General features: G+C 40.4%; 10 protein-coding genes. All 10 read left to right on the top strand.

All coding sequences use genetic code 11. The features are described from left to right. Window positions 1-70 precede the first annotated feature (70 nt). On the top strand, window positions 71-1,006 hold the full coding sequence (locus G630_RS0102660; protein ID WP_026497660.1) for a glycosyltransferase family 2 protein: 936 nt from the start codon (window positions 71-73) through the stop codon (window positions 1,004-1,006). A 62-nt stretch (window positions 1,007-1,068) separates the two neighbouring features. Beyond that, window positions 1,069-2,301, top strand: a complete 1,233-nt coding sequence (locus G630_RS0102655; protein ID WP_081667761.1) for an ATP-grasp domain-containing protein — start codon at window positions 1,069-1,071, stop codon at window positions 2,299-2,301. Window positions 2,302-2,303: 2 nt separating this feature from the next. After that, entirely contained in the window at window positions 2,304-3,083 is a 780-nt protein-coding gene (locus G630_RS0102650) for a glycosyltransferase family 32 protein (protein WP_044958440.1), read from the top strand. A gap of 176 nt (window positions 3,084-3,259) precedes the next feature. Continuing rightward, entirely contained in the window at window positions 3,260-4,654 is a 1,395-nt protein-coding gene (locus G630_RS0102645) for a sugar transferase (RefSeq protein WP_026497657.1), read from the top strand. Window positions 4,655-4,674: 20 nt separating this feature from the next. Next, window positions 4,675-5,826, top strand: a complete 1,152-nt coding sequence (locus G630_RS20445) for a glycosyltransferase family 4 protein (protein ID WP_044958437.1) — start codon at window positions 4,675-4,677, stop codon at window positions 5,824-5,826. Window positions 5,827-5,926: 100 nt separating this feature from the next. Beyond that, complete coding sequence (locus G630_RS0102635; protein ID WP_026497656.1) at window positions 5,927-6,868, top strand: helix-turn-helix domain-containing protein; 942 nt, start codon at window positions 5,927-5,929, stop codon at window positions 6,866-6,868. 249 nt (window positions 6,869-7,117) lie between these two features. After that, entirely contained in the window at window positions 7,118-8,521 is a 1,404-nt protein-coding gene (locus G630_RS0102630) for an ABC transporter substrate-binding protein (RefSeq protein ID WP_022763389.1), read from the top strand. An 82-nt stretch (window positions 8,522-8,603) separates the two neighbouring features. After that, the gene (locus G630_RS0102625) at window positions 8,604-9,497 is read left to right on the top strand and encodes a carbohydrate ABC transporter permease (protein WP_022763390.1); all 894 of its coding nucleotides are present in this window, start codon (window positions 8,604-8,606) and stop codon (window positions 9,495-9,497) included. Further along, complete coding sequence (locus G630_RS0102620) at window positions 9,490-10,341, top strand: carbohydrate ABC transporter permease (protein WP_026497655.1); 852 nt, start codon at window positions 9,490-9,492, stop codon at window positions 10,339-10,341. The genes G630_RS0102625 and G630_RS0102620 overlap by 8 nt, the downstream gene beginning before the upstream one ends. Window positions 10,342-10,379: 38 nt before the next feature. Next, on the top strand, window positions 10,380-13,448 hold the full coding sequence (locus G630_RS0102615) for a glycoside hydrolase family 2 TIM barrel-domain containing protein (protein WP_026497654.1): 3,069 nt from the start codon (window positions 10,380-10,382) through the stop codon (window positions 13,446-13,448). Window positions 13,449-13,472 lie beyond the last annotated feature (24 nt).

Raw genomic sequence — 13,472 nt, 5'->3', positions numbered from 1 at the left:
CTAGAAAAACAGATTATTTCATTGTAAAATTTCAGACAGAGTTTTAGATAACAAGGATTTTCGGTGTAAAATGAATAATTTTGGTAATACGATATCAACTATAATACCTTTTTACAATAACTCTAAGACTCTGCCTATTATGCTTGAAAGCATATTGGGCGGAGTTTTGGTTCCGGATGAGATAATTCTGATAGATGATGGATCAACTGATAATTCTTCTGACATTGTAAAAGATTATGTTAAAAGATATCCGGTAATACAATCTTATCGTCAGGATCATAAGGGGGTTTCGGCAGCCAGAAATCTTGGTATGTCTCTTACAAGATGTGATTGGATCAGCTTTCTTGATGCGGACGATTATATTGAACCGGATATGTATGAACAGATGATCCTGGCTGTAAATGATGGCGGGTGCGATGGGTGCATTTGCGGCTATTTTACACATAAGGATGGAATAATTACATCCTATGCAAGAGGTAAATCGGACACGCTGCAATCAAATGATATATTGAAGGCAATGTTTACAGATGATACAGTTAGAGGATTTCTTGTTACAAAACTATTTAGAGCAGATTTATTAAAACAATATACATTTGATGAAAACATTGTGATGTGTGAAGATTTGTTGTTTCAAACACGCTTTTTCGCTAATAATGATCTTAAATACAAGTATATTCCCAAAGCATTTTATCATTATGTTCAAAATAGTTCATCGGCGACATCAACAAGAGATTATTTCACAAATGATACATTTGTTTATAAACCCGCTTTTGATATGGTGGGAAGTATTATAAAAGAGGATTATGTTTTAGATTGTTATAATTCGATTTTGGAATATAGTATGTATACATTAATAAAAGCCTATGGTGAAGGTGATAGAAGTAAGCGAATAATAGATCAAATCAGTGCATTGAAAAAAGAACTCAAGAGAACGACTTGCAAGAATAAGTCGAAGCGCAGACTTGCATATGAAATAGCACCTAAATTATTTAGTAAATTAATATGATAGAATTGGGTTCAACCATATACAGTTATTTGTAGTTTTTTCGAATTAGAAAGAATCTGATAATGAAGTTATTATTGCTAGGAGATGTTGATAAAACAGATAGAATAATAGAACTGGCTAAAGCAAGAGGCGTTTATACTATTCTGACGGATAATCTTGGTCAGAAAAAGTCGAAATGTAAACTGATTGCAGATGAATCCTGGGATATAAGTGTTTATGATACGGATACACTTGAGAAACTATCAATAGAAAGAGGAATTACAGCCATTACATGCGGAGCCAGTGAAAACTGCATGGATGCAACCAGAAAGCTATGTAAGAGACTTAATTTGCCATTTTATGTCTCCGATTATGCATGGGAGATTACAAATGACAAGTTGAAATTTAAGCAGCTATGCAGACAATATGGAATTCCTGTTGTTAAAGAGTATATGCCGGATATAAGTCTAGGCACTAAAGAAATGGAGCATATCGAATATCCTGTCGTTGTGAAACCGACTGACAGCTGTTCGAGTATAGGATTTCACCTATGTGAAAATGAACAGGATCTTATTAATGGCTACAGGGATGCATATCATAAATCGAAGACCAACAGAGTGGTAATCGAAAAGTTTTATTCCGGGGTAGAGATAAGTCTTATATTTGGATTCAACCGGGGAGAGCCATATTTAATTGAAGCAGGCGCAACATTTGGTGACAGAAAAGATGATATACCGTTCGTTTTTGGATACGGACCTGCAGATTGCCTGGGTAGATTGGAAAAGGAACTGTTTCCTCAATTATCGAAATTATTTAATGAACTTGGTTGTTATGAGGGAATAGCTTGTATTCAGGTTATTTTCGAAGGTGATGAATACGCTGTGACGGAAATGAATTATCGTCTTCCTGGCGGGGCATCTCCTATACAAGATTATATGTGTCAGATTGTTCTTGATTATGCCTTGAATGAAGACTATCTTGCCTCAATTTCACAGCCTGAACCGGTGAATGTTTCCGCTTATTTGGTTTCGCTTAAACCGGGGAAAATAGCTTCTGTTGAAGGGGTTGAAAGTATAAGGGAATTGCCGGGAATTGCATATGTGAAGATAAATATGGAAGATGGGACTGTAATTGAGCCGGATTCAGGTATGCGCCGGATATTTTGCATAATAGTCTCTGCGCTTCCTTTTAATCAATTTAAAAGTCAGATCAGTACTATAAATGAATTGCTTAAAGTTACTGATGAGAATGGAAATGATATGGTCATGAGATTTATTCTTGATGAAAACAATAATGTTATTGATGGCGGTTTATAAATATGGATTTTAGTATAGACAAAAAAATACCCCATACAATCCACTATTTCTGGTTTGGCGGCGGAAAAAAGCCTGAATCGGTGCAAGAATACATCGATAGCTGGCGTAGAAACTGCCCGGATTTTGAGATAAAAGAGTGGAATGAGTCAAATTACGACATTCATAAGCATCCATATATGGAAAAAGCCTTTGATGAAAAAAAGTGGGCGTTTGTTTCGGATTACGCAAGAATGGATGTTCTCTATAATCGTGGCGGGATATATCTGGATACTGATGTAGAGATAATAAAAGACTTGTCGCCGTTATGTGAAAACAAGGCGTTTTTTGGCTTTGAAAACAGCGAACTGGTAAATGACGGGCAGGGCTTTGGATGCGTAGCAGGTCTCCCTATTTTCAAAGAAATGCTTGATCTATACGACAGCGATGAAGCCTATGATTTTTGGGGCGGAGAAAAACATAATGTTGAGAGTCCGAAACTTCGTACACTGGTACTTAAGAGACATGGACTTAGACTCGATGGTTCAAGACAGACAGTAGAGGATGTGGAAATATTCCCAACAGATTTTTTTTGCCCTCTGAATTATGCTACGGGACGCATCGAAATTACGGAAAATACTTTCAGTATTCATCATTTTGATGGTAGCTGGAAAAGCGGCAACAGCGGCTTTTACACGAACCTGATGCGGAAACTCAATAGGATTTTCGGGGAGGAAAAAGGGAAGAGAGTTTTTGATTGCATTATACGTATTAAAGATAATATCAAGACGATACTGCGTAAATAATTGATATATCATTGGATTGTATACAAAATACTATTAGTTTTATGCTTTTTACTAGACATAACTACTTATAATAATGTATACTTGTGAACCGAATGGCGTACTAGTTTTATTAACGATTCGCTGGTTCTTGTGGGGAGGAACTATTATAAAAAAGAGTTTAATTGTTTGGAGAGTTTATGAATCGTTCTAATGTTTCTGCGTCTTTTGATGTTGTTCACGCAATACTGGATGTAGTTTTTCAATGTCTTTCGATGACAATTGTATATTTGGTTTGGGGGCACTTGGTGAAGGCCGAACAGCGTGACAGCATTTTAGCTATGCTGTTTGTTTTTGTTGTAATTTATGTTGTGTGCAACAGAGCTGCAAATATCTATAATAACACTCTGTTTTTCTATGTTGACAGAATAATACGTCGTAAGACAGTTTCCTTTTTGTGGGCAACTTTTAGTTGTTTTCTCGTTTATTGGTTTTGCCTTGACCATGTAATTGATGCTGATTTTCTTATGGCGTTTTTGACATTGTCTTACCTTATAGTTCTGGTCGAGAGTCTGTTCTTTTTAAGGCTGATCGACAGGCTTATAAACAGAAAACATATCCCAAGATGTGTATATGTGGGAAGCAAGGATTCTTATAATAAATTCAGATATTTCCTTAATAAAACTCCGCTTACATTAAATGAGATAGGCTATGTGAGCTTTGATGATGACGATGATTCCCTTGAATACATCGGATGCTTGTCCGATCTTGAGGAGATTATCAGAAAGTATAATATTGATCAGGTTTATATCATGCAGAAGCGTGAGATGGATATTGCTTATATTCAGAAGTATATCGATCTTTGCATCGAAATGGGTGTTACCTGCAGAGTTATTGTTGATATTTACAGAAGGAGAAAGGCTTTCTCCTATAACAGCAGTATCGGAACTTATCCAGTTATGACCTACCATACTATCAGTATGAACACATGGGAATCACTGATGAAGCGTCTGTTCGATATCATTTTTGCTTTGATCGGCATTATTCTGACATCGCCGATAATGATTATCACTGCGCTTGCGATTAAGCTTGACTCAAAAGGCCCCGCTATATTTAAGCAGGTCAGAGTTGGTAAAAACGGCAGACACTTCAAGATATGGAAGTTTAGAAGCATGTATGCTGATGCTGAGGAGCGTAAAGCTGAACTCATGGAACTCAATGAGGTTCAGGATGGCATGATGTTCAAGATTAAGGATGATCCGCGAATTACCAGAGTTGGTAAGTTCATTAGAAAGACCAGTATTGATGAGCTTCCGCAGTTCTTTAACGTGCTTTTCGGATCAATGAGTTTTGTTGGAACAAGACCGCCGACGCTTGATGAGGTCGAGAAATATACTGCCGATCAGTGGAGGAGAATCAGCATCAAGCCCGGTATAACGGGTAGATGGCAGACCAGCGGCAGGAGTAATATTACTGACTTTGATCAGGTTGTTAATCTGGATGTCGACTATATCGACAACTGGAACCTGATGATGGACTTGAAGATTATATTTAAGACTGTACTTGAGATATTTAAACGCAACGGGTCTTACTAGAATTATTTGGGAGCTATAATATGAAAATTGCAATGATTGGGCACAAGAGAATACCGTCCAGAGAGGGAGGAGTGGAGATAGTTGTAGAGGAGCTCTCTACACGTCTTGTGCTTATGGGACATGCGGTTACGGCATACAATCGTAAGGGGAAAAATGTTGCCGATAAGAACGCTGATAAAGAGGCTCATAAGCTCAAAAGCTACAAAGGAATACGTATAGTTCATGTACCTACACCTGAGCTGAAGGCATTAAATGCGGTAGTTTATTCTTTTCTTGCTACAATTTTTGCACTTCTTGGCAATTATGATGTAATTCATTACCATGCAGAGGGACCTTGTGCGATGCTTGTGATTCCTCATTTTTTCGGAATCAGAACTATTGCGACCATACATGGTCTTGACTGGCAGAGAGCAAAGTGGGGCGGTTTCGCCACAAAATATCTTAAATTTGGCGAGAAAATTGCAGCAAGATATGCGGATGAGGTTATCGTTCTTTCCCGTAACGTTCAGCAGTACTTTCTGGATACTTACGGAAGACAGACTATTTACATACCAAACGGCGTAAACAGGACCGAGTTCCTGAACCCCGACAGAATTGTTAAGAAGTTTGGACTTGAGAAAGAAAAATATATTCTTTATCTTGGAAGAATCGTTCCTGAGAAGGGAATAACATATCTTCTTGAGGCTTTTTCCAAGATTGATACTGACATGAAGCTTGTTATAGCCGGTGGCGGAAGTCATTCCGGTGATTTCATGCAGGAAGTTATGGATATGGCAAAAAAGGACAGCAGGGTTGTTATGACCGGCTTTGTACAGGGTAATACGCTTACAGAGCTTTTCGGCAATTGCTACATGTATGTACTTCCCAGTGATATTGAGGGTATGCCGATAAGTCTTCTTGAGGCTATGAGTTTTGGCAGAAGATGTCTTGCCAGCGATATTCCGGAGAATACCGAGGCGTGCCGCGAATATGCCAACTACTTCAAGAAGTCTGATGTAGAGGACCTTAAAAAGAAGCTTGAGGAGAGCATCGCGAATCCCGGCAGCTTCCACAAATTCGATGAAATAATGGACTACTGTTACAAGAGATTCGATTGGAACAAGGTTACAGGTGCCAGCGTCAGACTGTACATTGATGCAATCCTGAATGTGGAGCGTATTAATAACATTTAATATGCCTTCCCTTGGGTGGTGAAGAAATAAAGTGCCTTCCCCCTCTGGGGGAAGGTGGCACGAAGTGCCGGATGAGGGGATTTAGTCCCAACAAAATTCTATGGGCAGAAAAAAGAAACAAACAATTGAATTCAGATTTTATGAGATACCCCAGGGACAGAGCTGCCTTGCTCTTTTAGGTGAGAAGTGGATCAGGGTTTATGGAGAGGAGGATAATGTTCTTCATTTCCATAACCTTTTTGAGGTGGGATATTGCAGGTACGGTGATGGTAAACTGATCCTCGATGAGAAGGATTGCCACTACGAGACCGACATGTTTTCTGCTATTCCGCCGAACTATCCGCATACCACCACGAGCGAGGAAGAGAATTTCTGGGAGTATTTTTTCTTTGATCCGGAAGCAGTGGTTTCCGAGATCTATCCGGATAATGTTCCCAAACAGCGCGAAGCTATAACAATGATAAATAAGAGAGCTGATTTAATGAATGCTGCAGAGCATCAGGAGATTGCAGAGACCATTAAACGTATTATGGAGGAGATGAGAGATAAAGATTCCTACTACAAGGAAACTACTCAGAACCTCATCAAGACTTTTGTTTTCTTGCTTATGAGGATTCATAAGTCTATGGATGCGGAGCAATCCTCGCTTATAGAGCAGGACACCAGCGGCGTTCTTGTAAGCATAAAGCCTGCAATTGAGTATATTGAGCAGAATTATGCGGATGACATAAGGGCTCTTGATCTTGCAAATGTATGTAACATGAGTGAGACACATTTCAGAAGGAGCTTTGTGGAAATAATTAACATGCCTCCCATGGACTATCTGAACCTTGTGAGAGTACAGAAGGCATGCGATACAATGAAAAAGACGGAACATTCCATGGAAATTGTTGCCGTCGAATGTGGTTTTGGCAATGTGTCTACTTTTAACAGGAATTTTAAGAAATTCCTCGGAACATCGCCATATCAGTGGAAAAAGAACAGGGACAATTACGCAAACAAGCTCCTGGACTACAATATCCACGCCCTGAAAGGCTGGTAAGGCTTAAAATGGGCAACTTAATTGTTTAAGTTTATTAATAATCTGTTCAAATTTTATTCATAATTGGTCGATAATGCACATTTTAGCCTTTAAAATGTGCATTATTTTTTGCACTCATTGGTATAATATACATATATTTGATTCGGAAACAGATTATTTCAGTCAAATTGCCCAAAACTCATCTGACATAATCTTAATAAATGAATCAGGTTAGAACATTATTTTAGTTTCATTAGGGAGGACATAATAATGAAAAGAAAAGCATTATCAATGGTTCTTGCATCTGCTATGACACTTTCCATGATCGCAGGTTGCGGCGGAAGCGGATCAGCAGATACAACAGCTAACGAGACAACAGAAGCAACAGAGAGCACAGAGGACGCTGGAGCAGCTGAAGAGGCTACTGAGGCACCTACAGCTGACGTTGCATCAGAAGGTGAGCACGAGCTTTCAGTTTACGCTTGGGATGAGAACTTCAACATTCCTGCTCTTAAGGCAGCTGAGAAAGCTTACCAGGCAGTTGATTCAGAATTCACTCTGAACATCATCACACAGTCCGGTTCACAGGATGTTGAGCAGGCAGTTACACTTGCTGCTGCTGCAGGCGACTTCAGCACACTTCCTGACATCGTTCTTTTCCAGGATCATTACATCCAGAAGTTCGTAGCAGATTATCCGGATGCATGGCAGGATATCGATGATGCAGGTATTGACTGGTCAAATCTTGGAGCTGAGAAGATTTCCTACAGCACAATCGGTGGTAAGCACTACGGTGCACCTGTAGATAACGGTACAGCAATCTTTGCATATCGTACAGACATCCTTGATCAGTGTGGCTATTCAATCGATGATGTAACAGGTATTTCTTGGGACAGATGGCTTGAGATCGCAAAGGATGTACATGACAAGACAGGCATGGCACTCCTTTCAATGGATCACTCAGGTGATGATCTTCCTTACATGATGCTTCAGGCTGAAGGCGTGTCACAGTGGACAGATAACACAACTCCTAACCTTGTAGGCAATGATAAGTTCAAGAAGATCATCGAAGTTATCGTACAGGGTGCAAATGATGGTTCTATCATCCTTGCAAACAGCTGGAGTGAGTACACAGACCAGACAATCCAGGGCGATCAGGTTGCAGGTGTTATGAACGGTAACTGGATCATTCCTACAATCGAGCAGGTTGCTGACAACAGTGGTAAGTGGGCTCTTACAACACTTCCTACAATTGATGGCGGAAAAGATGGTTATGCTGCAAACGGTGGTTCATCTCTTTATGTAACTGCCAACTGCTCAAAGCCTGATCTTGCAAAGTCATTCCTTGCTTACACATTTGGTGGTGGAGAAGGAGCTATCGAGACCTATGATGCAGCACTTACAGATGGCGGTGTTATCACAACATGCATCTCAGCAGGTAAGTCTGATGTATATGCTAAGGGTGTTGATTTCTTCAATGGCCAGGCTATCTACGCTGACATCGTTGAGATGGGATCTCACGTACCTGTAATTCAGCAGAGTGATTTCCACTACAACCTTCGTACTCTTGTAAACACACTTATTACAAACGTACAGAACGGTAACGACATTGATTCTGAGATTCAGGCTGCTCAGGAGCAGATTGAATTTGAGATCGCAGGTTCACAGAACTAATTTAGTATTGTAAGTATTTAAACCGGGGAATCGGGATTTTCCGATCCCCGGTTTTGTAAAATGAAGAAAAGGAGCGGCTCCGATGAAAAAAGGAAAATCCGTTACTGGAAAACAGAAAACAGCCGGTTGGATGTTTCTTGCAATAGCATCCATAATGATTTTTATATTCAGCTTTTATCCGATGATTTCAGCTCTCATCATGTCTTTCAAGACAGGATCTGCGGCTGCTATGAAATGGGCTAATCCCATTACCTTTAACTATACTCGTATGTTCCAGGACAAGACTTTTATGAAGTCTGTCTTTAACACATTTTTGTATCTGATAATTCAAGTACCGATAATGTTGGTGCTGGCAATACTTCTTGCGCAGCTCCTTAATAATAAAGATCTTAAGTTCAGAGGCCTTTTCCGCACAATGGTATTCCTTCCGTGCGCAATTTCTCTGGTATCCTATGCATTGATATTCAGAACACTTTTTGCCACACAGGGTCTTGTAAATATGACTCTTATGAATATGGGGCTTATAAGTGAGAATATAAACTGGCTCGGACAGACAAATACAGCCAGATTTGTTATTATCTTTGCTCTTATCTGGAGATGGACAGGTTATAACATGGTATTCTTCCTGGCAGGTCTTCAGAATATTGAATATTCAGTATATGAGGCAGCTAAGATAGACGGTGCGTCAGGCTGGAAGACTTTCTGGCATATTACGGTGCCGCTTCTTCGCCCTGTTATAATCATGACCTTCATCATGTCAATAAACGGTACATTGCAGCTCTTTGATGAGTCCGTAAACCTGACAAACGGTGGACCTGCAAATACCACAATCACTATGTCACATTATGTATATAACAACGCATTTGGTACAGGTGTTGCTAACTTCGGATATGCATCTGCAATGTCATTCTTTATTTTCATTCTGGTTGCTATCCTTGCCTTTATAAATCTGAAAGTAGGTGATACACGTGACTAATAAAAAGAATAGATCCAATATACAAAGAAGGCTTATACCGAGCTATATCTTCCTTACGCTGTTTTCACTTTTTTCAGTATTTCCGCTGTTTTGGATGGTTACTGCAGCTACGAATGCCACAGTAGATGTTGCAAGAGGAAAAATCTGGTTTGGTACTCAGGCAGCTGAGAACTTTAAAAATCTCCTTGTTACTGCGAAAGCGCAGGGTGCAGGAGCATCTCTTTGGAGATTCATGGGGAATTCATTTACATATGCAGCTGTTCAGACAATACTGTGTATCTTTATCTGTTCACTCGCAGGTTATGGCTTTGAGCTTTATCATGACAAGGGCAAGGATTTCCTGTTCGCTATCTTGCTTATGGCAATGATGATTCCTGGTGTTGCTACAATGATCCCTATGTTTAGGATGATGAGTAAACTTCATTTCCTTAACCAGGTATGGGGCTTCGTTTTACCTGCAATATCCACGCCTTTTATGATAATGATGTTTAGACAAAACAGCCGTAACTTCCCGGTTGATATTATGGAAGCTGCAAGAATTGACGGACTTTCCGAGTTTGCAATTTTCTTCCGCATGTATATGCCTGTTATGAAGTCAACATATGCTGCAGCAGCCGTAATTACCTTTATGAATGCATGGAACGCATATCTGTGGCCCAGAGTCGTACTTACTGAGAATAAGGCTCAGACTATGCCGATTCTTATTGCAAACATGTCTAATGGATATACTGTTGATTACGGAATGCTTATGATGGGCGTATTATTCTGTTCACTGCCTACAATGATCATATTCTTCGTATTGCAGAAGCAGTTTGCAGAAGGAATCACAGGTGCAGTTAAGTAATCACCTGCTTCGATAATTCTAAATATGGGGAAGATGTTATGAACGAGTTTAACTATGAAATAGTAAAAAATCCTGAGATTTTCCAGGAAAACAGGATGCCGGCTCATTCTGATCATGTAGCATATAAGTCACTTTCTGAGATGACAACAGGAAAGACAAGTTATAGGCTTTCTCTGGATGGTGTATGGCATTTTCATTATTCCAGGAATGTCAAGGATGCTCCGGAAGGCTTCTGGAAAAATGAGTATGATACAACTGACTGGGACAGAATAAATGTACCTGCACATATTCAGATGGAAGGTTACGACAAACCGCAGTATGTAAATGTTCAGTATCCCTGGGATGGATCGGAAGATATTCGCCCGGGGGAGATTCCGGAGAGATTTAATCCTGTTGCTGATTATGTGAAGCTCTTCACTTTGCCCAAGGATTTTAAGGGTGAAAAGATCTGTATCTCATTCCAGGGAGTTGAGAGCGGCTTTGCACTTTGGCTGAATGGAAAATATATTGGCTACAGTGAGGATTCCTTTGATCCCTCAGAGTTTGATCTTACAGATTCTCTTGTGAAGGGGGAAAACAAGCTTGCGGTAAGAGTGTTCAAATGGACCTCCAGCAGCTGGTGTGAGGATCAGGATTTCTTTAGATTTTCCGGCATTTTCAGAAGCGTATTTTTGTTTGCTGTACCTAAGGTTCATGTCTCTGACATCACAATCGAGACAGGACTTTCGGATGACTACAAGACTGCAAGCATCGAAATAAAGGCAGCGACAACCGGTAGCGGAACAATGGAACTTGGGCTTTTCTATAAAGGAGAGAAGATTCTTGAAGGAAAGATTCCGCTTTCTACATCCGGTCTTACAACAGGAAAATGTGATTTTGAGAAGGTATATCTGTGGAGCGCAGAGACTCCGAATCTTTACGAACTTTATCTGACTATTACAGATTCTCGCGGTGTCGTTTGTGAAGTGATAAAACAGAATGTCGGTCTTAGAAGATTCGAGATGAAAAACGGGCTCATGCTTCTTAATGGCAAGAGAATCGTATTTAAGGGCGTTAACCGTCATGAGTTTAGTCACAGAAACGGCCGTGTTCCTGATAGGGAAGAACTGATTCAGGATATTGTTACAATGAAGAGGCACAACATAAATGCCATCAGAACCAGTCATTATCCGGATGATTCCGCTATCTATGAGCTCTGTGATATCTATGGCCTGTACATGATCGCAGAGAATAATCTTGAAACACATGGAACCTGGGAACCCTTCGAGAGGGGAGTTGAGACAGAGGATTTCATAGTGCCAAATGATAAGCCTGAATGGAAAGCTATGATGCTCGACAGGATTGATTCCATTTATCACAGAAATAAGAATCATCCCGCAATCTTAATCTGGTCAATCGGAAATGAGGCCTTCGGAGGTGAAGTTCCTTATGCTATGAGCAGACGATTTAAGGAGCATGATAATACCAGACTTGTGCACTACGAGGGACTTTTCCACGACAGAAGATATAATGATACTTCGGACATGGAGAGTCAGATGTATCCGCCGGTTTCTGCTATTAAGGAATTTCTTAAAAAGGAAAAGAAGAAGCCCTTTATATGCTGCGAATACACACATGCGATGGGCAATTCCTGCGGCGGAATGCATTATTATACGGATCTTACGGATACTGAGCCCAGATATCAGGGTGGCTTTATCTGGGATTATATCGACCAGAGTATTTTGAAGAAGGATAGATACGGTAAATACTTCGAGGCCTATGGCGGCGATTTTTACGACAGACCAAATGATTCCAACTTCAGTGGCAATGGTATTGCATACGGTGACAGAACACCATCTCCCAAAATGCAGGAGGTGAAGTTCAATTACCAGAATATTTCTGTCGAATTTGATAAGAATAAGTTCAAGGTTATTAATAAGAATCTCTTTGTAAATACATCGGAGTTTGATGCAAGGCTCCAGCTTCTTGCAAACGGAAAAGAGATATATAGCAAAGCTATAGAATGCGATGTAAAGCCGCTTACATCCAAGGCATTTACAATTCCCGGTGAGGTAACCCTGGCTATCAGAGATTATGAGGCGGGATATAACCTCACAAGCGGGGCACTTGAATTTGTACTGATAGTTTCCTTCACCCTTAAAGAGAGTACTTTGTGGGCAGAAAAAGGCCATGAGGTTGCCTTTGGGCAGACTGTTCTTAAGAAGATGGTGAAGCCGTATAAATGCTCTGATAAACTCACGGTTATCAGAGGAAAGAATAACATAGGTGTTCGTGGTGATGAGTTTTCCGCTCTTTTCAGTGTCATGGCACCCGGACTGTTGTCCTATGTATATTGCGGCAGAGAGATGATAGAAAAAGCTCCGGCTCCGAACTTCTGGAGAGCGCCTAATGATAACGATACCGGAAGCAAGATGCAGCAGCGTTATGCACAGTGGAAGATAGCAAGTATGTATCCCTGCATCACAGGTAAGCCTGACAGCGAGATGTGGTTTGCCAAGGTTACTGAAGGAAAGAACAGCGTTAAGATTGATTACAGATATTACCTTCCTACAATGCCTACTTCAGAGTGCAGCGTAACGTATGAGGTATTTGGTGACGGAACTATTGAGACTACGATGAAATATGATGCAGTCAAAGGACTTCCGGATATGCCTGAATTTGGTATGATTTTCAAATTCAATGCCGATTATGACCATCTGACCTGGTATGGCCTAGGAGAGCAGGAGACCTACGAGGACAGAAAGCGCGGAGGTAAGATTGGAATCTATTCCAACAAGGTTGCCGACAACATGGCAAAGTATCTTGTTCCACAGGAATGCGGAAACAAGTGTGATGTCAGATGGGCAAGAGTTACAGATTTCAAGGGCAGAGGTATTGAGTTTACAGGAGATAATATTTCTTTTAGTGCACTTCCTTACACTCCTCATGAACTTGAGAATGCTATGCATGACTATGAGCTTCCTCAGGTACATTACACAGTTGTAAGATGTGCATTGCAGCAGATGGGAATCGCAGGAGACGACAGTTGGGGCGCTCGTCCGCACCCTGAGTACCGCCTCCCTGAAGGCAAAAAACTCACCTTCACCTTCCGCTTTAAGGGTATTTAAAACATCACTTCATCCTTGAGTTGG

Origin of the sequence: Butyrivibrio sp. WCD2001, assembly GCF_000424485.1 — a bacterium.
In the GTDB taxonomy this organism is placed as follows: domain Bacteria; phylum Bacillota; class Clostridia; order Lachnospirales; family Lachnospiraceae; genus Butyrivibrio.
Note: the sequence above shows the minus strand (reverse complement) of the source record. Positions and strands in the feature narration are given on the sequence as shown.

Coding starts and splice junctions, on each gene's coding strand:
- G630_RS0102660 (WP_026497660.1), top strand. CDS start 71: ATGAATAATTTTGGTAATACGATATCAACTATAATACCTTTTTACAAT.
- G630_RS0102655 (WP_081667761.1), top strand. CDS start 1,069: ATGAAGTTATTATTGCTAGGAGATGTTGATAAAACAGATAGAATAATA.
- G630_RS0102650 (WP_044958440.1), top strand. CDS start 2,304: ATGGATTTTAGTATAGACAAAAAAATACCCCATACAATCCACTATTTC.
- G630_RS0102645 (WP_026497657.1), top strand. CDS start 3,260: ATGAATCGTTCTAATGTTTCTGCGTCTTTTGATGTTGTTCACGCAATA.
- G630_RS20445 (WP_044958437.1), top strand. CDS start 4,675: ATGAAAATTGCAATGATTGGGCACAAGAGAATACCGTCCAGAGAGGGA.
- G630_RS0102635 (WP_026497656.1), top strand. CDS start 5,927: ATGGGCAGAAAAAAGAAACAAACAATTGAATTCAGATTTTATGAGATA.
- G630_RS0102630 (WP_022763389.1), top strand. CDS start 7,118: ATGAAAAGAAAAGCATTATCAATGGTTCTTGCATCTGCTATGACACTT.
- G630_RS0102625 (WP_022763390.1), top strand. CDS start 8,604: ATGAAAAAAGGAAAATCCGTTACTGGAAAACAGAAAACAGCCGGTTGG.
- G630_RS0102615 (WP_026497654.1), top strand. CDS start 10,380: ATGAACGAGTTTAACTATGAAATAGTAAAAAATCCTGAGATTTTCCAG.